The sequence below is a fragment of the Nostoc sp. XA010 genome, assembly GCF_020829625.1.
Lineage (GTDB): Bacteria > Cyanobacteriota > Cyanobacteriia > Cyanobacteriales > Nostocaceae > Nostoc.
Map to the genome: position 1 here is coordinate 77,726 of NZ_JAIVFX010000017.1, position 23,888 is coordinate 101,613.

General features: G+C 41.6%; 20 protein-coding genes and 1 pseudogene. 11 read left to right on the top strand and 10 right to left on the bottom strand.

Annotated features, from left to right (window positions below):
• Positions 1-216: 216 nt before the first annotated feature.
• Together LC608_RS22710 and LC608_RS22715 are read right to left on the bottom strand one after the other, a co-directional pair.
• The gene (locus LC608_RS22710; protein ID WP_229555682.1) at positions 217-1,173 is read right to left on the bottom strand and encodes a hypothetical protein; all 957 of its coding nucleotides are present in this window, start codon (positions 1,171-1,173) and stop codon (positions 217-219) included.
• Positions 1,174-1,300: 127 nt separating this feature from the next.
• Complete coding sequence (locus tag LC608_RS22715) at positions 1,301-1,525, bottom strand: hypothetical protein (protein WP_229555683.1); 225 nt, start codon at positions 1,523-1,525, stop codon at positions 1,301-1,303.
• Positions 1,526-1,705: 180 nt separating this feature from the next.
• Here LC608_RS22715 and LC608_RS22720 point away from each other — a divergent pair, with 180 nt between their 5' ends.
• Both LC608_RS22720 and LC608_RS22725 read left to right on the top strand, forming a co-directional pair.
• Positions 1,706-3,817, top strand: coding sequence for a M3 family metallopeptidase (locus LC608_RS22720; protein WP_229555684.1), 2,112 nt, complete (start codon positions 1,706-1,708; stop codon positions 3,815-3,817).
• 163 nt (positions 3,818-3,980) lie between these two features.
• A complete protein-coding gene (locus LC608_RS22725; protein ID WP_229555686.1) occupies positions 3,981-4,835 on the top strand; it encodes a sulfite exporter TauE/SafE family protein in 855 nt (284 codons plus the stop codon).
• 379 nt (positions 4,836-5,214) lie between these two features.
• On the opposite strand, the gene LC608_RS22730 is transcribed toward LC608_RS22725, so the two are convergent.
• Complete coding sequence (locus LC608_RS22730) at positions 5,215-5,487, bottom strand: GlsB/YeaQ/YmgE family stress response membrane protein (RefSeq protein WP_100900051.1); 273 nt, start codon at positions 5,485-5,487, stop codon at positions 5,215-5,217.
• A gap of 277 nt (positions 5,488-5,764) precedes the next feature.
• Entirely contained in the window at positions 5,765-6,079 is a 315-nt protein-coding gene (locus LC608_RS22735; protein WP_229555687.1) for a hypothetical protein, read from the bottom strand.
• Positions 6,080-6,306: 227 nt separating this feature from the next.
• Between LC608_RS22735 and LC608_RS22740 the strand changes: the two genes are divergently transcribed.
• From LC608_RS22740 to LC608_RS22765, 6 genes and pseudogenes are all read left to right on the top strand, one after another.
• Positions 6,307-6,939 carry a bifunctional 4-hydroxy-2-oxoglutarate aldolase/2-dehydro-3-deoxy-phosphogluconate aldolase gene (locus LC608_RS22740; protein WP_229555689.1) on the top strand — a complete coding sequence of 211 codons (633 nt, stop codon included), beginning with the start codon at positions 6,307-6,309 and terminating at the stop codon, positions 6,937-6,939.
• Positions 6,940-7,052: 113 nt separating this feature from the next.
• Complete coding sequence (locus LC608_RS22745; protein ID WP_229555690.1) at positions 7,053-7,568, top strand: L,D-transpeptidase; 516 nt, start codon at positions 7,053-7,055, stop codon at positions 7,566-7,568.
• Positions 7,569-7,571: 3 nt separating this feature from the next.
• Positions 7,572-7,742 (top strand): hypothetical protein, encoded by a 171-nt coding sequence (locus LC608_RS22750; RefSeq protein ID WP_229555691.1) that lies wholly within the window; start codon positions 7,572-7,574, stop codon positions 7,740-7,742.
• A gap of 330 nt (positions 7,743-8,072) precedes the next feature.
• Positions 8,073-8,612 carry a L,D-transpeptidase gene (locus tag LC608_RS22755; RefSeq protein WP_229555692.1) on the top strand — a complete coding sequence of 180 codons (540 nt, stop codon included), beginning with the start codon at positions 8,073-8,075 and terminating at the stop codon, positions 8,610-8,612.
• A 254-nt stretch (positions 8,613-8,866) separates the two neighbouring features.
• Positions 8,867-9,250 (top strand): annotated as a pseudogene (locus LC608_RS22760) (Uma2 family endonuclease); the annotation flags it as partial.
• Positions 9,229-9,687 carry a type II toxin-antitoxin system VapC family toxin gene (locus LC608_RS22765; protein WP_229555693.1) on the top strand — a complete coding sequence of 153 codons (459 nt, stop codon included), beginning with the start codon at positions 9,229-9,231 and terminating at the stop codon, positions 9,685-9,687. The pseudogene LC608_RS22760 and the gene LC608_RS22765, both read left to right, overlap by 22 nt.
• On the opposite strand, the gene LC608_RS22770 is transcribed toward LC608_RS22765, so the two are convergent.
• The 5 genes from LC608_RS22770 to LC608_RS22790 all read right to left on the bottom strand — a co-directional run bounded on the left by LC608_RS22770 (position 9,688) and on the right by LC608_RS22790 (position 16,086).
• Positions 9,688-11,286 carry an Hsp70 family protein gene (locus LC608_RS22770; protein ID WP_229555694.1) on the bottom strand — a complete coding sequence of 533 codons (1,599 nt, stop codon included), beginning with the start codon at positions 11,284-11,286 and terminating at the stop codon, positions 9,688-9,690.
• Between the two features lie 350 nt (positions 11,287-11,636).
• Entirely contained in the window at positions 11,637-12,680 is a 1,044-nt protein-coding gene (locus tag LC608_RS22775; protein ID WP_229555695.1) for a RelA/SpoT domain-containing protein, read from the bottom strand.
• A gap of 656 nt (positions 12,681-13,336) precedes the next feature.
• Positions 13,337-13,576 (bottom strand): hypothetical protein, encoded by a 240-nt coding sequence (locus LC608_RS22780; RefSeq protein ID WP_229555696.1) that lies wholly within the window; start codon positions 13,574-13,576, stop codon positions 13,337-13,339.
• Positions 13,577-13,921: 345 nt separating this feature from the next.
• Positions 13,922-14,905: a polysaccharide deacetylase family protein gene (locus LC608_RS22785; protein WP_229555697.1), complete on the bottom strand. Its 984-nt coding sequence runs from the start codon at positions 14,903-14,905 to the stop codon at positions 13,922-13,924.
• Positions 14,906-15,201: 296 nt separating this feature from the next.
• The gene (locus LC608_RS22790) at positions 15,202-16,086 is read right to left on the bottom strand and encodes an aspartoacylase (protein ID WP_229555698.1); all 885 of its coding nucleotides are present in this window, start codon (positions 16,084-16,086) and stop codon (positions 15,202-15,204) included.
• Between the two features lie 143 nt (positions 16,087-16,229).
• Here LC608_RS22790 and LC608_RS22795 point away from each other — a divergent pair, with 143 nt between their 5' ends.
• The 3 genes from LC608_RS22795 to LC608_RS22805 all read left to right on the top strand — a co-directional run bounded on the left by LC608_RS22795 (position 16,230) and on the right by LC608_RS22805 (position 22,266).
• Positions 16,230-17,252, top strand: coding sequence for an IS4 family transposase (locus tag LC608_RS22795; RefSeq protein ID WP_229555738.1), 1,023 nt, complete (start codon positions 16,230-16,232; stop codon positions 17,250-17,252).
• 249 nt (positions 17,253-17,501) lie between these two features.
• Positions 17,502-17,783, top strand: a complete 282-nt coding sequence (locus LC608_RS22800) for a hypothetical protein (RefSeq protein ID WP_229555740.1) — start codon at positions 17,502-17,504, stop codon at positions 17,781-17,783.
• 34 nt (positions 17,784-17,817) lie between these two features.
• Positions 17,818-22,266, top strand: a complete 4,449-nt coding sequence (locus LC608_RS22805) for a nitric oxide synthase oxygenase (protein WP_229555699.1) — start codon at positions 17,818-17,820, stop codon at positions 22,264-22,266.
• A gap of 338 nt (positions 22,267-22,604) precedes the next feature.
• On the opposite strand, the gene LC608_RS22810 is transcribed toward LC608_RS22805, so the two are convergent.
• On the bottom strand, positions 22,605-23,660 hold the full coding sequence (locus LC608_RS22810; RefSeq protein ID WP_229555700.1) for a glutathione S-transferase family protein: 1,056 nt from the start codon (positions 23,658-23,660) through the stop codon (positions 22,605-22,607).
• Positions 23,661-23,888: the final 228 nt, after the last annotated feature.

The window sequence follows — 23,888 nt, forward strand, 5'->3', positions numbered from 1 at the left end:
TGACTCCACGAATCAATCAGCTTGATTAAATCGACCTTATTGAAAACACAATAAGGTCGATTTTTTTCTAATTGTCCCCAACAGTATTTGGTACAAAAATCGAAATTCTGAGCCACCAGTCATGATGTATACAATATGTGATAATAGATTTTAAGTAAAAATCATTGTCTACTAAATTTTGCCTGCTCAGTAATCGAAGTTTTCTAATAAAAAAAACTAAGATTTACTCTTACCTGCTTCTTTCTGCGCCGCCTCACTGTATTTCTTATAAAGTTGAGTACGAATCTTCGCTTCCTGATAACGGCTGTGTTTTTGTGGCACCTTACTCATTAAATCTGAAGCCCGTTGCCACTTAGCAGCTATCTCTAACCACTGAGTTGAGACTGTGGCTGTTTTACCAGATGCAGAAGCTTGGTTAGCAATTCGCACGGCTATGGCAAATTGGTCATCAGACGGGTCAGAAAGGTTATTTTTAGTAGGACTAACTGGTGTTTGAACTTTCCTATTACTCGTATTTTCTGGAGTTATAGATTTAGAAGTTTGTAATTGCATTAGGTTTATCAAATTATTACCTAACTGGGCATAAATAACCCAACTAAGCAACAAGAGTGAGCATAAACCAGCCGCAGCTAATATCTTTGCTTTAGGCTTATTTTTGTGTTTTTCTTTGTTAATAAGTACTAAAGGACGAGAGACTTGAGTTCTAGGAAAATTTGGCTTTCCTAGTTCAGCTTGAGCTTCTGTGAAATCTGTAATTAATTGCTTTACAAGATTAGGCTGAATTAATGTAATTTCCTGTGACCAAAGCAATTGGTTGTCGCGATCGCTATCTATTTCCTTTAACCACAGTAATTGTTGTTCCCGAACAATTCGACTGTTGATATTAACTCGCCGAATGTGACGCGGCGCGATGGAATCAAGAATTTGCTGGATTTGTTCTACGAGGGGAGATTGCTCAAGTTGCTCTATCCTAGCCGCTTCGCACAGAAGTTGTAAGACACCATCAGAAAATATGGCTCTAGTTCTGACACCAGACTTGGCTAGCTTTTCGTTCAATAGTTGAATAATCGCAGCAACGCTACCTTGGTGAGCTTGCCAAACGATATCATTTATCCGGTCTACCACCTGAAATTTAGTGATAGCTCTTCCACCCTGACTGATTAACGTATTCATTAATTTAGGGACTCTTTTCTACTTACCTTGATCTTGTTTTCGATTTTACGAGTAAAAAGATGAGTTGCCAAATAAAATCATAAATATACAGCCTACCTTTTCGGTTCGGCAAGGATGCTCGATCGCATTAAGTTAATGTGACACTCCCACGCCTTGGAAGTATGGGATTCTTGGGCTGAAACTGTGCTTTCAGGATAACGCCCATGCTGGCGGACGCGCTACCTGTTTGACATAGTACATTAATTATGGTTTTTTGCGTTGGCGTAGCCCGCCGCAGGCATCGCCTTTGGTAAAGTTGAGGTAGGTGAATGCACTCTGCGGGCGATCGCTTTGATATTTCTGGAACTGTCACGCCGTTAGATATTGTTTACAAACTAAACAAAATTGCTGTATCGGGATATTTTTGTGAGGAATTCTCGCTTTTTTCGCCTTTTTCTCATAACGGCAACACTAACTAGCACTGCGATCGCTACATTAGAAGATATATATAAATCAACAATGATTTTTATTCCCTCGCAGTTCACACAAAACCATGAGTGCAAGTACCATTATTTCCGACAATCCCCTACTTCAAGGCACTGGTTTACCTCCCTTTGCAGAGATTAAACCAGAGCGAGTAGTACCAGCCTTCAATGAGTTGCTGGCAGAACTTGAGCAGCAGCTTGCCACCTTAGAGTCTAATGTACAGCCTACTTGGAGTGGTTTAGTAGAACCCTTAGAAAAGCTGACAGAACGGCTTACCTGGAGTTGGGGGGTGGTGAATCATTTAATGGGTGTTAAAAATAGCCCAGAACTGCGCGAAGCTCATGAAATCGTACAGCCACTAGTTGTACAATTTATCAACAAGCTTGGTCAAAGTAAACCTATTTATAATGCCTTTAAGGCACTTCATAACAGTGATAGTTGGGCAACTTTAGAATTAGCCCAACAGCGTATTGTAGATGCTGCCATTCGAGATGCAGAACTTTCTGGTGTTGGCTTAGAAGGAGAGGTAAGAGAACGTTTTAACGCCATACAAATGGAGTTAGCAGAACTTTCTACCAAATTCTCTAACCATGTACTTGATGCCACTAAAGCCTTCAGCTTAACCCTAACAACACAAGCGGAAATTGACGGTTTACCACCAAGTTTAGTGAGTTTAGCAGCCCAAGTTGCTCGTGCAGCTGGCGAAAGTAATGCCACACCAGAAAATGGCCCCTGGCGGATTACTTTGGACTTCCCCAGCTATGGCCCTTTCATGCAGCACAGCACCCGTCGAGATTTGCGTGAAAAGCTCTACAAAGCTCATATCACCCGCGCTTCTACTGGCGATTTGGATAACAACCCTTTAATTGAGCGCATTTTGAAGTTGCGGCAAGAACTCGCAGATATACTAGGCTTTAAAAGTTTTGCCCAATTGAGCCTCGCTAGTAAAATGGCTCCCAACGTTGAAGCAGTCAACGCCCTATTAGAAGAACTACGCCGTGCTAGTTATGATGCTGCTGTCAAAGACTTGGAAGAACTCAAAGCTTTTGCAGCAGCACAGGGAGCAGCAGAAGCTGAGGATTTAAAACACTGGGATATCAGCTTTTGGGCAGAACGCCAACGAGAAGCAAAATTCGCCTTTACCTCTGAAGAATTGCGTCCCTACTTCCCTCTTCCCCAAGTGTTAGACGGCTTATTTGGACTAGTCAAGCGGCTGTTTGGCGTTACTGTCACCTCTGCCGATGGTCAAGCGCCAGTATGGCATGAAGATGTCCGTTATTTCCAAATTGCTGACGAAACTGGTTCTCCCATAGCCTACTTCTACTTAGACCCTTACAGCCGTCCAGCCGAGAAACGCGGTGGTGCTTGGATGGATGTGTGCATCAATCGGGCCAAAATCACTGAAAATGGTGTGACTGCCATCCGTTTACCTGTAGCTTATTTGGTGTGTAATCAAAGTCCTCCTGTAGATGGTAAACCTAGTTTAATGACTTTCTATGAAGTAGAGACTTTGTTCCACGAGTTTGGTCATGGATTGCACCACATGCTCACTAAGGTTGACTATACGGGAGCCGCAGGCATCAATAACGTGGAATGGGATGCAGTGGAACTACCTAGTCAGTTTATGGAAAACTGGTGTTATGAGCGAACCACTTTCTTTGGAATGGCGAAGCATTACGAAACTGGTGAAGCCCTACCGGAGCATTATTATCAAAAGCTGCTAGCGGCGCGTAATTATATGAGTGGATCTGCCACGTTGCGGCAGATCCACCTGAGCAGTCTTGATTTAGAACTACACTATCGCTATCGCCCTGGTAGTAATGAAACTCCCTCAGATGTGCGTCATCGCATAGCCAAGACTACTAGCGTTTTACCGCCACTTCCAGAAGATTCAATTTTATGTGCTTTTGGACATATTTTTGAGGGTGGTTATGCAGCAGGCTATTACAGTTACAAGTGGGCTGAGGTACTAAGTGCTGATGCTTTTGCCGCTTTTGAAGAAGCTGGGCTAGAAGATGAAGAGGCTATAAAAGCTACAGGTCGGCGTTATCGAGATACAGTACTGGCACTTGGTGGTGGTCAGCATCCAATGGAGGTGTTTAAAACTTTCCGGGGTCGTGAACCGAGTACGATCGCTTTGCTCAGGCACAATGGTTTAGTTAGTGCTGCTGTAAACTAAACAACGTCCTTACTCGCATGAAATTAATCCACAATTAGCGATCGCCAACCTGCGGAATATAAGCTGTAGAGTGTGTTATGCCGTAGGCTAACGCACCATCTTAGATTTTCGGTGCGTTAGGACATTAGTCTATAACGCACCCTAACAGATTCTAAGAAAATTGATGAAAAAGAATACCTCGTCTGCGCCGGAGCCTACAACTACTAGCTTGGAAGTACGCCGTTTCCGATTATCCTTTCTTTATGCCGTGCCAATTGGGTTATTAGGAGGACTGATTGGCTTAGGAGGTGCAGAGTTTCGGCTGCCAGTCCTTGCTGGAACATTGGGCTATTCAGTGCGGCAGGCTGTGCCTCTGAACTTGGCTGTTAGCTTGATTACGATTGCTGCATCCTTAGTAATCCGGGGTAGTAGGCTTTCCTTCAGCCCCGTTATTCCATTGCTGCCTGTAATCTTCTCCTTGATTGCCGGAGCAGTTATCACTGCTTTTTTTGGGGCGGCAATGGCGGGGAAGCTCTCGAACGAACAGCTTGAGAGAATCATTTTAGTACTATTGGTAGTCATTGGCATTGCCTTGATAATCGAGGGTTTTCTACCTCAACAAATACCAGCCCTTCTACCCCCTGCTTTAAGTTGGCGCATTTTGGCAGGTATTTTATTTGGATTAGCAATTGGGTTGGTAAGCAGCCTACTTGGGGTTGCAGGAGGTGAAGTGATTATCCCAACACTTGTTTTCGCTTTTGGTGCAGATATTAAGACGGCAGGTACAGCCAGTCTTCTAGTTAGCTTCCCAACTGTACTGGTAGGGGTTATCAAATATGCTAATCGAGGTGCATTTGTAGATCGTACAGCCTTGAGCAATACCATAGCGCCTATGGGGGTTGGTTCGGTGATTGGAGCCATTATTGGAGGAATGCTTGTCGGCATTTTTTCAGCATCGGTACTCAAAATTGCACTAGGGGTAATCTTGAATATCTCAGCGTTTCGGGTCTTTCACAAAGCCAGGCGTTCCAGAATATAAATCAATACAGTTCAGTTAAGGCTAAAAAATAAAACTGGTGTAGGTTGGGTTGAGGAACGTAGACCCAAAGGGGCTTCCCGCAGAGTAACCCAACATTATCAAGGCTTTGTTGGGTTTCACTTCGTACCCCTACGGGGATCTTGCTACAACCCAACCTACAATTCTTCTTAACTGAACCATATTGGAATAGAAATATGAATTAGTGCGTAGGCGTAGCCACTCCTAAACATCGCTATGCAATGTCCTTATTATTTTATTGATCAATAATCCAAAAAATAGCACCACCTGAATCACAGGCTGGCGCTATTTTTTAGATTTAATTTAAAATAGTTAAATGGATTTTCTAAATTCCCCTCACTCCTTGTCTGCATTTTTGCTTTTATACAGCACTGCGACGAGTTATTAAGTTCCACAGGAAAACTGCAACAATTGCACCAAGAACTGCTAGCGCAATACCAGGAATACTAAGAGTAGGGGCTGCTAAAGTTAACGTTCCTGTACTGAAGAATACGCCTAAGCTACCGCCAACAAAAGCACCGATGATTCCTAGTAAGATTGTTCCCAGAATACCGCCACCTTGATGACCTGGGTAGATAGCTTTAGCGATCGCACCAGCAATTAGACCTAAAACAATCCAAGCAAGAATATTCATTGTTATTAATTGGGTAAACGTTTTTTAGTCACAAATTCATATTATCAATCCTAATCTTTCGTTCCATCTACCATCAGAATTAATCATTAATAACCATAAGGAAGAGTTTAATCACAACTATTTTTATTAGTATGTACCACCATTGAGCTAGATAATCAATTAAAAAAAAGCTCCTAGTAGGTCTTCAACTAGGGGCTTATCAAACTATTGCTTGGTAATTGCAGTATATGCATTTTTAATTAGCCCTCTCCTCTACTAGAAGAATTAAGCTGAGTTTTTAAAGAGTGTTTCTAAAGTAATGTAAAGGAAGCAAAATTAGGCGATGTATAGGACGAGTATAGTTAATGACTCGATGGCTGAGAAATGGGAACAGTCTGCGATAAGACCAATGCATACTTAAAAAAATCAGGCTCACCAAGGTTAGTAAGATAACCCCTAAAATCGTTCCGTATGCCTTAGTCCGCCACCAAAATCCATTTATTTGTACTGCACCTAGCCGGACAAGCTTCCACAGGCTCCCTATTTCCATGCTTTTGGAAGTATGAATGGTAATTGGTAAATATTCTGCTGGGTTTTGTTGTGCAATTGTCATTTTAATTACTCCTTTAGCCCCAAAAGCTGAGGTATTTATTTTAAACTACGGTAATTCGATAAATTTACTGTTGTTTATAATATCTCATAACTTGATACAAGAAGCAAGTTTAAGAGCCGATCGCGGTTACTATGTCACGCTTGTATTAGGGAATGGGAAATTTTGCTTGTATTAGCCCAATCCATAATCCATAATCCTTAATCCCCCATCCCTAATTCCCAGTCAAAATGCCTAATCAAATTTGGTTATCACAATTGCAAAAACATCGGGCGATCGCAGTCATCCGCGCCCCTAAAATCGAAGTGGGACAGCAAATGGCGATGGCTGTAGCATCTGGGGGAATGCAGTTAATTGAGATTACCTGGAATAGTTCGCGAGCTGGGGAATTAATCACTCAACTACGTTCAGAATTACCAGCCTGTACTATTGGCACTGGTACGCTATTCAATGTGCAACAGTTAGAAGAAGCGATCGCATCTGGGGCGCAATTCCTCTTCACACCCCACGTTGACTCCGCAATGATTCAAGCAGCACAAGAAAAAAATGTGCCGATCATCCCAGGAGCTATGACTCCTACAGAAATTGTTACCGCCTGGAGTCAGGGCGCTAGTTGTGTAAAAGTATTTCCCGTACAAGCAGTGGGAGGGGTAGATTATATTAAAAGTTTGCAAGGGCCACTAGGTCAGATTCCCTTAATTCCTACTGGCGGCGTGACTTTAGAAAATGCCAAAGAATTTTTACAAGCCGGAGCGATCGCTGTCGGTTTGAGCGGGGAATTATTTCCGAAAAAGCTTGTCACAGAGGGGAATTGGGAAGCGATCGCATCTGGGGCAAGAAAGCTGATACAACAGTTAAGTTAACGTGGAATCAAATCATCAAAAGTTCACGTCTATTAAAGTAATAGATAGGGAAACAAAGGTGAAAACTGATAAGTTTCTCAAGGCTTCATGATTTAAGTGTGAGTGTATCTAAAATGAAAAAACTAATTTACCCTGACTGGGTGCGTCACTTACAAATACTCCTCACTGGTACAGCACTGTCCTTAAGTGTTTTTACTACTACTGGAACGAGCGAAGTTTGGGCGAATTCCAAAAATCAAGTGATTGCACAAACAATCCAGACATTACAAAAATCAGATAAGCGCTGGATTCAAATTGATCTTTCAAAGCAACGGTTAATAGCTTGGGAAGGTGACAGAGTGGTTTATGGAAGTGCTATTTCCTCTGGCAAAAAAGCTACTCCCACTCTTATTGGTACTTTTAATATTCAATCCAAGTTCAAAACTACACGGATGCGGGGAGAAAACTACAATGTTCCCAACGTTCCTCATGCCATGTTTTATCAAGGTAATTACGGTATTCACGGAGCATACTGGCATAAAAGGTTTGGCACTCCAGTTAGCCACGGCTGTGTAAATCTCGCACCTAAACATGCTAAATGGCTATTTGAGTGGGCATCGGTAGGCACACCAGTAGTTATCCAGAAATAGTAGGTGAAGCAAGCAAAAGGCAATTTAGAGAAAATAATTAATAACAACAAATCAAGACAATTGAGTGATTCCCAGCAATATTTTATGCTGGGAATCTTCGGAGTCGGAATTACCGAATTTGGAATAAAATATAGAAGAGGGCATTTAACGATTTGCCCAAGAAAACAAGCGTAAATCCTGACAATTGCTGTGTGAAATTAAAAATGCAAATATAAATTTGGGGAAAGTTTGTATTTAGGCATTTAAATGACAGATTTTTTTTTAAGGTGTCCTTTGTGGTTAGTCATTAGTCATCGGTTATTAGTTAGAACTCATCATTTAATTAAGGACAAATGACAAATGTGCAAATTGCAGGCAGATTAGCTTAGGACTTGTTTTGAAAAGCATTAGCGGATGAATTGCGTAAATCCTCAACAGGAAGCGAGTAGTTGATCTGGAAATTTGTAGTTTTCCAGAAAATTACTTTACTTCATAATTTTTGCGTAGTTTAGAAGGTGAGGCATAATGCAATCTTGGATTCGCAGTGATAGAATTCGTTCTTCAGGAACCTTTTGTACAGGCGTGGCGCTGATGGTGGCAACTCTATTTTCTTGGTCATCACCTTTAGCAGGTACACCTAACTTTACTACAGCAACAGCCGCGTCAGTGGATGAAAACAGCATCACTGCATCTAATATCAGGCAAACATCCCAACCTCGCTGGATTGAAATTGACTTGTCAGAGCAACGCTTACGTGCATGGGAAGGTAAAAGACTTGTTTATTCATACCGCATTTCTGGAGGCAAGCGATCCACCCCCACACCCATAGGTAGATTTCGGATTAATTCTAAGTATCGTACTCACCGGATGCGAGGCAGGGGCTACAATATTCCTGATGTTCCTTACACAATGTATTTTTACAGAGGCTATGCTATCCACGGTGCTTACTGGCATAATCGGTTTGGAACTCCAGTTAGCCACGGTTGCGTAAATTTACCTGTTAAGCAAGCTCGCAATCTTTACAGATGGGCTTCAACGGGAACTTTAGTAGTGGTGCGGAAATAATTCGTAATGACGCTCGTTCGCCCTTGGCGTCTCCCTTGGGAGAAGACTCGCTAACGCTGCGCTAACGTAATTAAGAGTTGCAATTCTGTCTTTGATGTATGGACAGGTGCGTTCACGGAATTAAGCACCTGTCTATACATACTGCTAGACTAAAAACTACATCTTCGAGGGATTTAGGAGCTATGAGCTACTCAACTACTCAACTACTTACCCTGGAGGAGTTCCTGAAGCCCCCATAAACAAAGCCTGCAAGATTACGGTGTAGTTTTGGCGTAGGCGTAGCCAGCCGTAAACATCGCTCAATTGTACCTGATGTAGCTGTATTTTAGTGGGGACGCATACCGTTCAGCGTTGATAATGAAATACCTGATAATTTTGAGCTTCCACCAGACTGGACGATTGAGATTCTTTCGCTAGAACAAAAACCCAACAAAGTAATTGGCAACATTCTCTACTGTCTAAAGTATGGTAGCCACCTTCGATGGTTTCTTGACCCTGATAATTTCAGTATTTTGGTATTTCTACCAGAGCAACAACCAGTGTTACTCCAGGGAGAAGATTTTTTGCCTGTATTACCAGAAATTCAACTTGCACTAACCGTCAATCAAGTTTTTGGATGGTTAAAAATGGGCGGTTAGAAATAACTTATAAAGTGGGTAAGCGTTCGCTGATGCCATCGATGACTTTTCTGTGTGACACTAACATTATCAGCAAATTAGTAAGACTACAACCTGACTCTGGTGTAGTGAAATGGGCAGAAAAAGTTTCCTCAATAGTTCTGAGTGCAATCACCGTTGAAGAAATATTTTACGGACTGACATCCAAGCCTAACCCTAGAATTCAAATATGGTTTGAAAGCTTTTTGGAAAATAACTGTCAAGTATTTCCCATCACCATTGAAATTGCCAAGCGCTCCGGGGAATTACGAGGTCAACTAAGATTAAGTGGGAAAACACACACCCAAGCAGATATGATGATTGCTGCTACTGCTCAAATTCATCAATTGACTTTAGTAACGCGCAACATCCGGGATTTTGACGGCTGCGGTATCCCACTTTTAAATCCTTTTAATTAATTAACTTAACTGTGCCACAAGTTGATTTTCCAACAGCGTATCATTTGTTAACAAGTCTTCAACGGTAATTCGCAAAAACCGTTGCTCATCAACTTGAAAGAGAATTTTTATACGATCGCTTCCAGGATATCCGGCTGGTGTCAGTTGGGCAATTGTCCTCGCGCCTTCTTGATCGTTAAGGGGTTTGACGCTGATTTCAGTATTGTCCATCCGGCGGGTAATCAAGCGATCGCCATCAAAATAAACTTCAGTACTACCCGTATCTGCTCCTAACTCTCCCATAATTAGTTCAATGCTGGGCTGATTTTCCACTGAAGCACCTAAGACTAATTCCACTGGTTGACTCATTGGGTATGCTTGCCCAGCTTTAATCAGAGAATGCCATTTGTGACGCTGATTGCGACGATCCCAGTAGCGGATACCATAACTATGATACAGAAAGTCTTTGATTTGTATCCCTTGTGCTAACTGTAATGCACCTTGAGCGATCGCTTCAAAGGGACGTTCGCAACGGATTTTTTCTGGCTCAAAATACTGTTTGATCCATGTCTGCACTGCTGGCAATTGCACTGTCCCACCAACTAACAAAACTGCATTAATATCTGGAAGTTCTATCCCTTGGCGTTTTGCTTGCTGCAACAGTGTCGTCATCGACTCATCAAGTAACTCAAAAAATGCATGTTCTTTGAGGATATCTTCAAAAGTATCGCGGTTTAATTCCAGTTCATAGCTTTCAAATGTCTCATCATCAAAATAAACTTCACTAGCTTGGTTTTGAGTTGATAGCTGAATTTTTACCCGTTCTGCCAATCTTGTTGTCAATGGACTTATCGCCAACTCTTGAGTTTTGGCAAAGTAATCTACCAACCAATTATCAATATCAGTACCGCCCAAATTTTGCCCAGCTTTCGCCAGGACACGGGCAGTTTTAACTTTTTGTTTTGAATTTTCAGCCAGAGACTTATTACCCCACTTGAGAAGAAATCCGAGCGGCTTTGTGGTTGCTTGCACACCTTGATCCAGCCGGACAAGGGATAAATCCAAAGTGCCGCCGCCAAAGTCAATCACCAAGAGAATTTCTTGATCTGCCAAGCCATAACCCAAGGCGGCGGCTGTGGGTTCATCCAACATCCGCACTTGTTCGACCGGAAGGGCTTGACAAACTGTCCCCAACCAGTGACGATAAGCTTCAAAACTGTCTACAGGTACGGTTAACACTAGAGAATCTAACCCCCCTTCCAGGGGAGCTAGTTCTTCAATTACTTTCGTGAGGAACCATTGCCCTACTTGCTCAAAGGTGACAATTTGTCCATCTAGTTCGGGTAAGAAACCTTGGATATCTGCACCGATACCCCGCTTGAAGCTGCGGAAAAATCGCGTTTCGCCTTTGAGGTCAAGACCGCGATCGCGTACTTGTTGCCCTATTAAGACTTGATTTTTTGTTGCGTCTTCAACATAAACCAAGCTGGGAATCAGTGGTGGATTGAGACTTTGTTTAATTGATAAACCTGGTAAATTCAGGGTTTCTGGCTGTTGGGTTACAGGGTTCCAACGAGCAATGACTGTGTTGCTAGTACCAAAATCGATTGCGATCGCCATATTTTATATTTATTATCTCGCATAAAGAAGCCAAAGCTGCTTTATTTGTGATTATTGTCTATAAGGCATCAACAATGCAAATGCGCCCACACGCTTGCTTCTTTGCATCCTAAGCCAGATATCGATTCAGTCGGTTGCAGCTAACACTTCGCTACAACGGATAGCACAGTTAGACAATGATCCTGGGTTTTAACGTGTCCAGGAGCTGCAATTAACTCATAGTTTTTCAGCCGAACTCGGTCATCCCTATTAGTCAAACAATGCCTTGCTGTTGTCCATTATTGTGCGATCGCTTGAAAATATCCTCTGCGATGACAGATATTGATTCTCTGGGAACTCTAGGGATTCACTTATATTTCTTTTGCTAGAACTTCGTTAAGTTTGTCTAAAAATTCTTTAGAGTCAGCAAAATAATTTGGATATGCTTTTTTTAATGTCTTTATTGATTTGGCGTTAACTAATACGATATCTACTTCTTTTGTATCTTTGTATTTTTTTTCAAAATTATTATAGTCTTCAGTTGCTTGAAAACGGTATTTTTCTTTGTAAGACCATATTTTAACATCTTGTTTGTCAATATTAAGCAGAATCAGAAAATAACCACAAACATCATTATTTCCATTATCAGTAATTAGATGAGTTGATACTGAAAATGCTTGAAGTTTTTTGAATACTTCTAATTCTGCTACTAATATATTTACTTCTTGTTTAATTTTTTTTAACTTTTCATTGCTTATATTCTCTAGTAAACAATTTTCTAGAAATGCCAAAAGCAAGCTTACTAACTTGAAAAAGTGTAACCATTTTTCAGAGCCTTCTCCTGATTTTAGAGATTGTTTTAAGAATGTTCCTGCAACTTCTACTGCTGTAGCCCATGAGTGCTGTATCTTTGTTCTTACTTGTATTTCAATTGTATACCCATTATATATATTATCTTTTTTACCTTTGTATTTATAAATTAAATGTATCCCTCTATATCCTGAATCTTTAGGATTTTCGATATAATCATTTTGCTTTACCAATTCATTTTTTGTTTTACTATTTAATAGTAAGTCTCTTAAAGCATGTACTTTTTTTACATCTGATAAAACTACTCTACATCCTCCAATATCCTGCATTGTATGTAATCTCATATTAGGAAGGCGTTTGAGTTTTCCTAGTATTGATGGAATACGCTTTAATCTTTGGGTAATTATTGCATTTTTTTCAACATTCTTTACCTTAGACCTTAATAAACTTGCAATAATATGTAAGGTAAATGTATATGATGACCTCCAATTGCTGACAATATCTAATGCTTCTAGATTTTCTTCTTCAGATGAATCCGAACTTATTAAAATATCACCTGCTCTGCTTACTACTTTCTTACTAGATTTTGGTTCAACCCAAGTCATATTTTTATAATCAGCGACGGGAGATTCGTGGAGAACTAAAGCTTGTGGAAGTGCAAGTTCGATTTTTTCCTGAAGTTATGGAATGTATCCAAGAGGGCGAGAAGCGACATCCTAAGCAAGATATAAAACTAGGGTCAAAGGTAAAAAATCGCAAACCTGCTTACGTAGATTATTTATATTAAACTTCCTGAGCGATCGCTGGAGGAGTTTTGTCGCTGGGTGTACCGCTTCATAGGCAATGCTCAGTTCATCTCTCCTCAACATCTAGCTGAACAACATCAGAAATTTGCTTGTGCATTAATAGATCGGTATTCTTCCAAAGGCACATAAATCAAGATGATTGACCGCCCAACTTTAACAGAAATTCTTCCGTGTCCAGTTTTTGTAATACAACCCTCTTGCGAATTCACTATAATTGCTTCCCTCAGAAAGGACTGATCGGCACTCAGGTATTCACGATGGCCGAAATAGAAATGCAGCGATAAATATTAGAGCAGAAGATATCAGATGGCTATTGAGGGAAGATTCTGCCGTCTCTGCTGTAAAAGGGGAGGTAAGACCTCATGTTGAGCGAAAGCTTAAGTAAAGGCACTGGTCAATTAGTACAAAAATCTGATCTAACCCGGTACTCCGGGTTAGTGGTAAGTAGTTTACACTCAATCTTCATGCCGTAACTGCCATGCTGCACCGCAAGCGGCCCCAGCCCCAGCTACCAATCCGGTACTCATTCCTTGGATAGTTTTTTGGATCGGATCTTGGGTTACACACTCACTTGTAACCTTACTGTCTTCCAAGCAGAGACTGCTTTCTGCCCAAGCAGCAGTACCTCCTAAAACTACACCAATTACACTACAGGAAACAACTAGCAGCAAAAGACGTTGGGTTTTTCTTACCATAGTCTTACCATAGATGGATGTGTCAGAAATTAGAGATAGTTATCACTCTCAATTACTTTACACATACTTACTAGCAAATACCAGCTGGTTTCAAGATAATTTACTGATATTCAAACTTAGATAACGATTAAAAAATCTGATTAGACATCGAATTTAAAAAAAAATAACCTCTGGGGAAGGGATATCACCAGAAGTTTTTAATAAAGACATTGGAATAGTGGACTATTTTAAAATAAATTTATCTTTTTGCAAACACTATTTTCTCCTTTTCAACAACAGATCAAAGTTAATTTTATTTGTAATTAAGGATACAAATTCGACTTATCAATCGCATAGCTCATATTTTTACCTTTTTTGAGGCACTAATACAGGCAGTTGACGGGCACTGGCTACGGATTTGGCGTGTTGTCCAACAGTCAAAACATTAAACTGACTGGATATAATTTCCAAACTTTTGTTCACTATTGCCAGCTTTTTATAAGTGGGAAGGCTCATTCCAGGGAAGAATGATAGCTCTGGCACATCCTCTTGACTTACAAAGTCTGTGGGATGGAATAGCAAAGAAGGCTGTACACGCGTCAGTTTACACAGCCACAGGGCAATTCGCAGGTAGAGTAACGCCACTTCCGAAGAAAATGTACTCAGATACATTATGTAACTAAAGTGAATTGGCACCTTGAAAATTGGCATGGTAGTAACAGGAATTTCTGTGAGTCTATCCTTACCCATCTTCCACTGGTAAGGTTTTAGAGGCTGCAAACCCTCTTTAAAACCACCAAAAAGGGCTTCTCGTTTCTTGCGTTCTTCTTTGCTCAGTTTACAAGTCATTAAATAATATGCTCGGGCGATAGGCCCCAAAAATGTGGGAAAAGTCGAAGCATCATACTCGTATCCCCGTCGTGCTAAGACTTTCAATACCGCAGGAGAGAAACTGTATCCAGGCCCCCGGAAGCCAATAGGATGTTGATGAGTGACGCGTTTGATATGTTGTTCGGCTAAGGCCACCTCTTGTTCAATCTCATCCTCTGAATAAAGATGTAGCCAAGGATCGTGGTAAAATGAATGATTGCCTATTTCGTGGCCGGCAGTGGCGATGGCTTGTAATGCCTTGGTGTTCTTTTCCAGCGCTGCATCTTGACCGACAATGAAGACTGTGATTGTCAAATCCCATTGCTGAAAAATATCTAAGAAACGAGGGACTGCAATATCCAAGTAAGATGGAAAAGTCTCCCAACCTGGAGCGCCCTGATTTTTTAAAAAAGACCAAACATTATCCAAGTCTAAAGAAAGACTGGCTATTGGTTTGTTTTCTTGTCGCTTGATTTTCATTATTTTAAGCGTAAATATAATGTTAGGTTTGGGCTTTATCGATCAAGTTTTGTACTTCGACTCAGCGCTCCTTTAATCTCGACTTGATCAGCCTTTTGGACAACTTTTTACCCTGATATATAATAATTGCTGGTCATCAATATATCATAACCAAGAAATATGTAAACGTATAAGTAAGTTTTAGCAATGCTTTATATATATAAATAATTGATGAGGATGCTCAATTTTTATCATCACTTCCAATAAAAAGCGATGCCTACGGCGGTAAACTACGGACAAAAAATTCTATACACATCTTAGATATTTATTTGCTGCTTCTGGGTAAAACACATTGCAATTCCCTTTTCGTAGTAAGCTGCTTCATTAATAAAAATTGGCCAAACGGCAGATGCTCCCTCATAATAAATCGTTTTACCATCAAAAGTTAGAAATATTGGTTCTCCTGGGTTTAAGGCTTGATAATCCTTATCTTGAAGTTCTGGATGAATCATCCCAAAGATTGTACCATCCTGTTGTTTTGGATAATCCATAACTGATAAATGGTCATATAGAATCAACGTTTCGTTAGTTGATGGAATTTCCCCCTGGTTAAACCGTTCTAGATAGTCTAGAACCGCATAAACAAGTTCTTCTGTTTGTTGAAATAGCGTCGCTTTTAAGAGTCCTTGGGCAATAGGGCCAACCTCGATCGCAAAGCCTAATTCGCACAGAGAATTTACAAATGGGTTTTCTTCAATTGATTTAAAAGAGCAACGATAAACCCTAACCAAAGGATTAATCTGGCTCAGATAAGCAGCCAATTTCAAGTTTAAGGGATGACTGTTTACCAAAATAATTGTCAAACCCATATTAGATGTACTGCTGTGCAAGTCTAAGATAAAATCAGTTTGTTTATCTTTGTTTGATGCTAGAGTCTGCTGGATTGATTTAGCTTGCAATTCTTCGTAACTGCTCAGAGTCGGATCTTGTAAATCTTGCTTGATAAAACAACGATTTAAATCTTTCTCTACATATCGCCTCCCCGCCGCAAAAGCATTAGGATTTGCTAACAGAGTCACTGTCTCAAAACTTTGTCTAGTAATCAAGTCGGGAAACTGGGCAAATTTTTGGATTAAGTATGCCCCCGTAAACTCATTGCCATGAGTTCCACCGACAATTGCAACTCGATTAATTTGGTTCACAATTACACCATTTGAAACAAGTTAAAAGTGAGTGAATGTCAATACGTTTTTGACAAAAGTGTTGAATGTTAAGAAAAATCCGATAAAAACAGCCCAAAATATGTTAAATTTTGGGCGGAACATTAAAGTATATATATTTGATAGTGATTATAAATTCATTTCCCAAGATTGTCAAAGATATCTTGAGAGGACTGCCAAAAAACGATTATCCAGTATTGAACAGTCGTCTGTTCTTTGAGTGCTGGTTATCTTATGCTATGGATAACAGCTTAACAAGTATGCGAAATTTGTTTAAGAGATTAAACAACACAGGGTTTGAGGTAGATATTTCTACTTTCTCTAAAGCAAACTTACATCGAACTCAAAAACCTTTTCAAGAAATTTACCAAAAATTAAATGAATTAGTACAGAAGAAAGTTCAAAAAAAGTTACACGATAAATATGCAATTTGTCCAATAGATTCAACAATTATTAGTCTGACAAGTAAGTTGTTATGGGTACTAGGTCATCATCAAGTCAAGCTGTTCAGTTCCTTAAATCTCTCCACAGGAAGCCCAGAAGATAACTTCATCAATTTTGGTCACGACCATGATTATAAATTTGGCTCAAAAATGATGTCTAATCTACCAATAAATGCTGTTGGAGTAATGGATAGAGGCTTTGCGGGATTAAAATTTATTCAAGAATTGGTACAAGAAAACAAATATTTTGTTTTGCGGATTAAAAACAATTGGAAACTAGAATTTGAGGATGCAAGTGGATTAGTCAAAGTAGGTGCATCTGATGATGCTCAAGCCTATAGAGTCATTAATTTTTGTGATTTAGAAACTAAAACTGAATTCCGTTTAGTAACTAATTTACCTTCATCTGGAGATGCAGCTGTTAGTGATGATGAAATTAGGGATATTTATCGATTACGTTGGGGAGTTGAACTCTTGTGGAAGTTCTTAAAGATGCACTTGAAACTTGACAAATTAATTACCAAAAACGTCAATGGTATCACCATACAAATTTACGTTAGTTTGATAGCTTATCTGATTTTACAGCTTTTATATATTCCCACACAATGGGGACATACACTATTAGATAAATTCCGCTATCTTCAATCTTGTATGTGTCAGAAAATCAGTTATGTTCATTGGTTTGAGGAGATGATGTTATGTTGACTAATTTAGGCTTTTTAGAGTTAGTGTAACTATTTATGTAAAGTTTTGTATCAGCATTCAACATTTCTGCGTTTTTGAGTATAAATAAATTTGCATAATAATGAGAATAGTGCGTGTACGAGGCTAGCAATGCTTGCCCACTAAGTCTATTTGATTATCATTCTCAGTCATTATGTGAGGAATATTGGCATTTAGAAAAAATCATGTTTAATTCAGCCAGAATAGGTATTTGAGTATTTGTGGGGAACCATGAGCGTCAGTCGAAAAACCAGCAGAAACCATGCTAAAAAGATCCAAAGACCGATGGTGGAAGATGAAGTAATTGCTTCGCAACTAGAAGCATTACTTACACCGGGCATTACAAGTCAAGAAAACTATTACCGTCAACTAGGATTAAGAGATATAATTCTCAACTTACCATTAATTGAGTGCGGCAATAAGCGATATCAACCAATCATCTCTAAGCGTCAACAATACTCATATGTTACTTTGAGCTTAGAATTGACATTCAGTCTCACTTCAGATTTGTAAACGCCTAGTTCAATGCTTCTCCAATCTCTATAACATGCACAATAATCAGTCTGATAATAATCAACGAATTTTTCATTTAACTGAAGTCTCTGCCATTGACTTTCCTCCTTCCAATGCTTATAAGTACAAATGCCGTGTGTATCTCGCATCGAACGATGGTAAGGCTTTGTTGCAGAAGGACTTGTTTGCACGAATGCAGCCTAATTGGTTGGTAGAGTTGAAGAATAAGGGTGACTGCACGATTTCCATCACACTCTGCTACCGAGAAGGAGATATTACTAATCCTTGGCAAGATGCTGGAACGGTTACGTTTGCAACACAAGAATATTTCCAGGGTGACTCAAATGCGGATTTAGAGTTTCCCATTCTAACCTGGAGTCAGGCACCACAGCTAAAGTTAAAAGCACGTCTAACGCAAAGCATAAATGAAGGTGACAGCAGTACTGTTACTATATTTGGCAGACAAAATGGTGTTCGTTCGCTGCGCCGTCAAGATAATGATAATGCCAAGGCTGAGGTTGAACTACCCCAACCCATTCCTCTAACGTCACAGGAGGAAGTGCTTGTCAAAGACGCATGGAACAAACTGCGAGCTTGGAAAGAACTCCAGATGGAAAAGTTTTTCAAGCGTTTGTTGCTGGAAGAACCAGACTTGGAATATCTGTTTGGGGAAGCGATCGACAGCATGGCAGACTTTTTATATGAATTGTTTGACTGCTGTGTCCACCAACTTCAACCTGAGACTCAAAATATCGTTGGCGAACCGCTAATGGGTGTGCCACCAGAGCGAGAGGATGGGTTCAAGAGCGTTGAAGAGTACGGCAAGTTTTTTGCGGATATAGGAATGCGTCCTCACCACTGGATAAAAGCACGGCAGGTATGGATGTGGATGCTGCCGTCGATTCCCTACCTGGAAGAATATGATCGCGAGGAGTTGACAAAAGGACTAAACTCTGCATTATATAAGTTCTTCAATACCCATGTGATTCTACCGATGGTAGATGCAATTCGTAATTATGAAGAAACCTTACCAGCAGAACTGTTACGAAAAATGGCAGCTTCCTGGCAAGTCATGAGCCAAAACAAGCAGCAGATGGGGATTGAGTTTTATCAAATGCTGTTTGAAAAATATCCGTTTGTGCTGCCCATTTTTGGACGGGCAGACATGGATTATCTTTCGCTTCACTTATTCCAGGCACTAGAATTTTTGGTCAACTGCCTCAAAGCTGGCAGCAGCGATGAGATGTTGCGCGAACTACGCTTTTTGGGGCAGGTGCATGGTAGTGCGGATGTACCCACCTGTGCCTATCCGGCAATTACAGACTGCATGATTGCCTTAATGGAACGGCACATCCCAAATTTTACGCCAGAGATGTCCCAGGGATGGGTGACGGTGATCGAGCGAGTGATCAACGTCATTAAGTTACCAAAGCTGAATGAAGAACGATTGCTCAAAAAGGCAAAACAATTTTTAGAGTTAATTGCATCTGAGCAAGCTTGGGAACTGGAGGATAAGGAACGGCGATGGAAAGAAATTAAGGAAGAAGTCAAAGCAACAGCCACCTATACTCATACTTACGAAGAATTAGCATACGGGGCACAGTTAGCTTGGCGTAATGCTTCCAAATGTGTCGGGCGGATTGCCTGGAATAATATGGTAGTGCGCGATCGCCGTCACGTCACCGACCCAGATGAAATGTTCCGCGAACTGGGAGAACACGTCCGCTTTGCCACTAACGGCGGCAATCTGCAAATTACCATGACTGTCTTCCGTCCTAAGCAACCCAAGGAACGCTGGGGACATCGGATCTGGAATTCCCAATTGTATCGCTATGCCGCATATCAGCAACCCGATGGCAGCACCTTGGGCGACCCAGCCAACCTGGAATTGACCAACGCCATCATCAAATTTGGCTGGCAACCACCAGAACTACGCACAGCTTACGACATTCTGCCACTGGTGATTGAAGCTGCCAATCAGCAACCGAAGATGTATCACTGGAACAAAGACGAAGTGCTGGAAGTGGAAATCGAGCATCCCAGCATTCCAGAGTTGAAGTCACTCGGTATGCGGTGGTACGGCATTCCGGCTATTAGTAACTTCTCCGTTCACATTGGCGGCATCAACTATGGTTGTATTCCCTTCAATGGCTGGTACATGGGTACAGAAATCATGCGGAATTTCCTTGACGAGTACCGCTATAACATGATGGAGGACATTGCCAAAGCCCTAAAGTTAGATACCAGTTCTGAACAAACCCTGTGGCGCGATCGCGTCGCCCTCGAACTCAACATTGCCATCCTCTACTCCTTCCAGAAAGCGAAGGTAACGATGGTAGATCACCAAACAGCCTCGCGTCAGTTCTTAACTCACGACTTGCGCGAGAAGAAAGCCGGGCGTGAGTGTCCGGGTGACTGGGGCTGGGTTGTCCCCGCCGCCGGTGGTAGTGCATGTCCGGTATGGCATCATCAGATGCGCGACTTCTATCTAGAACCTGCTTATCATCATGCTGCTGATCGCTGGGCAGTGGAACAGAGCATCAATCTAGAGGAATTCATTGCCGTACCCGATGAGGATGGAGATAAGAAAGACCGGATTCTCATCCTGTATGCCTCAGAAACAGGCACTGCCGAAGGGTTCGCTCGCAAAGCAGCACGACAATTGCAACAATTTCGTCCCCAAGTCATGGCATTGGATGAGATGAGTATTGATACTCTTGCTTCTGAAAAGCTGCTATTAATTGTCACATCTACCTTCGGCAACGGTGAAATGCCAAGTAACGGTAAGCAATTTCTCCAACGGCTAAAGCAACAGCCTGCGGGTTCCCTTAATGGCTTAAAGTATTCTATTTTAGGGATTGGCAGCACCGTGTATGAACAGTTTTGTGCGGCAGGGATTGCTGTCGATAAGGCACTTACCAAGGCAGGGGCAAATTGTGTTCTGCCACTACACAAAGGCGATGAAATCAAGGGACAAGCTAATACTTTCAAACAGTGGTTGGGACTGATTTCCCGCATGTTGGGTGCAGATGAAACGTCTGGTAATGCCACAAACGCCGCTACACCAAAACTGACGGTGAAATTCTTGAGTGCAGCAGAAGCTGCAACCGTTACCCCCATAGCCGTAAGCGGTGATAGAGGCATCGAAGTTCCGTTAATTGCCAATGATGAACTGCTGCAAGAAGTGATTCCTGGCAGCCGTTCCACTCGCTATCTCGTCTTCGATATTTCTGGTACAGATTTACACTACGAAACAGGCGACCACATTGCTGTACATCCTGGCAATCCGCCAGAACTCGTGAATCGTTTATGCGAACGAATCGGTGTTATTCCTGATGTCTATTTCACTGCTCAATACACTACACCTGATGGGATAGTAACTGAAGACCAGCCGCCTATTGCAATTCCTACAACTGTTGGTCAGCTTCTGTTGGAAGAACTTGATCTAGCCTTGCGGGAACCGTTGAACGATTTACTAGCTTACTTGTACACAGCAGCACAAAATCCCCAAGACAAACAACGTTTGGAAACTTGGCTAGAAATTCTGCGCCAAGGAGAGGATCATCCCGACAGCATCACGCTCAAGAAAACGATTACGGACAACTTCATGAGTGTTGTCGATCTGTTCGATGAATTCCCCTCCGCCCCAATTACTTTAGAAGCCTTGCTGGAACTGCTACCGAAGCAAAAGCCACGTCTTTACTCAATTTCCTCCTGTCCACTTCTGCATCCCCAACAGATTCAAATTACAGTTGGGGTGCTGCAAGTGCAAACTGACGCAGGTAAAGTGCGTCAAGGACTTTGCTCTAACTACTTAGCGGGGCTGAAACCTGCCTCAAAGGTGCGGGTTGGCATTCGCACCTCTGGCTTCCGTCCTCCTGCCGATCCGCAAGCGCCAATGCTGATGGTTGGGCCCGGCACAGGAGTATCACCGCTAATTGCTTTCCTCCAATATCGTGAAGCCTTACAGAACCAAGGAACACAGCTTGGAGATGCCTGCTTATACTTCGGCTGCCGGAATCATGATGACTTTCTCTATAGTGAACAACTTGTAAATTGGCAGCATAGAGGCGTGCTGACTGGGTTGGAAGTTGCCTTTTCGCGCTTAACAGATAGAAAAGTCTATGTTCAAGGCTTGATGCAAGAAAAAGATATTGAACTCTGGCATTTATTGAATCATCCGCAATGTAATTACTACGTATGTGGTGATGCCAAAATGGCAGATGATGTGTTTGAGGTGTTCTTAGCGATCGCTAAAACGGTTGGCGAACTCTCCCATATCGAAGCTGGAGAATTCTTTGAGCGGATGAAGAAAGAGAAGCGTTTCCACTCAGATGTTTGGGGTATACAATTACACTTTAAACAAGCAAGTAAACAGGTACAAAAAGATAACTACTCAAAGGCTGAGAAATGGCTCAATAGATTCAAGCAATCAACCAATGAGCAACCAGCAATTGAAAAAGGGCAACCGTTGACTGTGTAAAGAACCAAGCGATCGCCTTTTCTTATCGGGTGCGTTACGGCGCAAAAAGCTAAAAAAAGCGCCTAATGCACCCTACATGATTTTAGAACTATCGGCTATTAGTTCTCTAATCGTGAGCGATCGCCTCCAGAATCAACTAGATCGGACTAATTATTAGACATCTCCAAAATAGTATATTTTGTGGTAAAAGAATGTCATATAGCGGTTCCGATTCAGATGCGGTACAACAATCGCTGAATGTAGGGGCACGGCAGTGCCGTGCCCCTACGGGTGTATCTCACGTAAACCAGAAGCGCTATAAGCAGTTTTTTAACTATTTGTAAGTAGATTACTGTACCTCATGAAGCGTTCACTGTGCCGATGCGATCGCGCCCATGTGGTTGATAAAGATAAGACATATCAGGCCCATTGGGAATAATCCCGCCCGGATTGAGTGGGAATAGATTCCCGTAGTAGTCCCGCTTCACACTCTCTACATCGCAGGTGTCAGCTACACCTGGAAGCTGATATAAATCACGTAAATAAGCTCCCAAGTTCTCATAGTCTCGAATTCGCTGCCTATTGCACTTAAACAACCCATAGTAGGCACTATCAAACCGAAATAACGTCGTGAATAAACGGACATCTGCTAGGGTGAGATTATCCCCACACAGATATCGACTAGTTTGTAATGCAATGTCAATCTCATCGAGAGTTGCGAACAGTTCATTACAGGCTTGATTGTATGCTTCTTGGCTTTGGGCAAAGCCGCAGCGATACACACCATTATTTACCGCGTGATAAATCTTTTCATTCCACCAGTCAATCTTTTCTTTGAGTGTTTCTGGATAAAGATCCAGCGTGGGATTGTTGGCAAACTCGTTAAACTCAGAGTTCAGCATGACGATAATCTCTGAACTTTCATTATTGACGATGGTTTTTGTTTGGTTATCCCATAGTATTGGAACTGTAGAGCGTCCACTGTAACCAGGTTCTGCCAACTGATAAAATTCAGCCAGTGTGCGGCAACCTTCTTCTTCTTCGTTGAATATCCAACCGCCTTCAATGGGAGAAGGAGAGACGATACATACTGATATTACCGCTTCGAGTTTTTTGAGCGATCGCACAACTAGGGTTCGATGCGCCCAAGGGCACCCCAGCCCAACATATAGTTTGTAGCGCCCTACTGCTGGTGGGTGTGGATTTCCTTCTTCTGTGCCAATGAACTTCCGAAACTGGCTATTAGGACGAACATAAGCTCCCGACTGATTGCTAGGAGCCAGCTTTGACATCATGATCCGCCACATAGTCGTCCAGACAAACTTTCCCAGCCAGATGATCAGCTTGGGAGGGAGTGTCCTGCCCTTTTTCTTGGAAAGATTTTTCTCGTCATTCATTGGAGTTGAGTTGCTCATGGCGACAATCTTGCTTTGAGAGCGATTGACGTTACCACTGTTTCTACTAAGTAGGTTTCGATTTTTACAACCCACTCTGAGCTTTACTACTTTACTTTACTACGCTTTGGCTGTACTTTGTATCATGCTTATGGCTAGAATCTCTCAGCTAATTGTCTCAAATTTGCGATCGCTATGGGGTGTGATCGGTTGTCATCCTTTTAATTCTATTAACTATGTATTAAGTAT

What these genes read in the sequence shown, in the direction of transcription:
- LC608_RS22710 (WP_229555682.1), bottom strand. Translation starts at nt 1,173, where the DNA reads ATGAATACGTTAATCAGTCAGGGTGGAAGAGCTATCACTAAATTTCAG.
- LC608_RS22720 (WP_229555684.1), top strand. Translation starts at nt 1,706, where the DNA reads ATGAGTGCAAGTACCATTATTTCCGACAATCCCCTACTTCAAGGCACT.
- LC608_RS22725 (WP_229555686.1), top strand. Translation starts at nt 3,981, where the DNA reads ATGAAAAAGAATACCTCGTCTGCGCCGGAGCCTACAACTACTAGCTTG.
- LC608_RS22730 (WP_100900051.1), bottom strand. Translation starts at nt 5,487, where the DNA reads ATGAATATTCTTGCTTGGATTGTTTTAGGTCTAATTGCTGGTGCGATC.
- LC608_RS22735 (WP_229555687.1), bottom strand. Translation starts at nt 6,079, where the DNA reads ATGACAATTGCACAACAAAACCCAGCAGAATATTTACCAATTACCATT.
- LC608_RS22740 (WP_229555689.1), top strand. Translation starts at nt 6,307, where the DNA reads ATGCCTAATCAAATTTGGTTATCACAATTGCAAAAACATCGGGCGATC.
- LC608_RS22745 (WP_229555690.1), top strand. Translation starts at nt 7,053, where the DNA reads ATGAAAAAACTAATTTACCCTGACTGGGTGCGTCACTTACAAATACTC.
- LC608_RS22755 (WP_229555692.1), top strand. Translation starts at nt 8,073, where the DNA reads ATGCAATCTTGGATTCGCAGTGATAGAATTCGTTCTTCAGGAACCTTT.
- LC608_RS22765 (WP_229555693.1), top strand. Translation starts at nt 9,229, where the DNA reads ATGGTTAAAAATGGGCGGTTAGAAATAACTTATAAAGTGGGTAAGCGT.
- LC608_RS22770 (WP_229555694.1), bottom strand. Translation starts at nt 11,286, where the DNA reads ATGGCGATCGCAATCGATTTTGGTACTAGCAACACAGTCATTGCTCGT.
- LC608_RS22775 (WP_229555695.1), bottom strand. Translation starts at nt 12,680, where the DNA reads ATGACTTGGGTTGAACCAAAATCTAGTAAGAAAGTAGTAAGCAGAGCA.
- LC608_RS22780 (WP_229555696.1), bottom strand. Translation starts at nt 13,576, where the DNA reads ATGGTAAGAAAAACCCAACGTCTTTTGCTGCTAGTTGTTTCCTGTAGT.
- LC608_RS22785 (WP_229555697.1), bottom strand. Translation starts at nt 14,905, where the DNA reads ATGAAAATCAAGCGACAAGAAAACAAACCAATAGCCAGTCTTTCTTTA.
- LC608_RS22800 (WP_229555740.1), top strand. Translation starts at nt 17,502, where the DNA reads ATGAGCGTCAGTCGAAAAACCAGCAGAAACCATGCTAAAAAGATCCAA.
- LC608_RS22805 (WP_229555699.1), top strand. Translation starts at nt 17,818, where the DNA reads ATGCACAATAATCAGTCTGATAATAATCAACGAATTTTTCATTTAACT.
- LC608_RS22810 (WP_229555700.1), bottom strand. Translation starts at nt 23,660, where the DNA reads ATGAGCAACTCAACTCCAATGAATGACGAGAAAAATCTTTCCAAGAAA.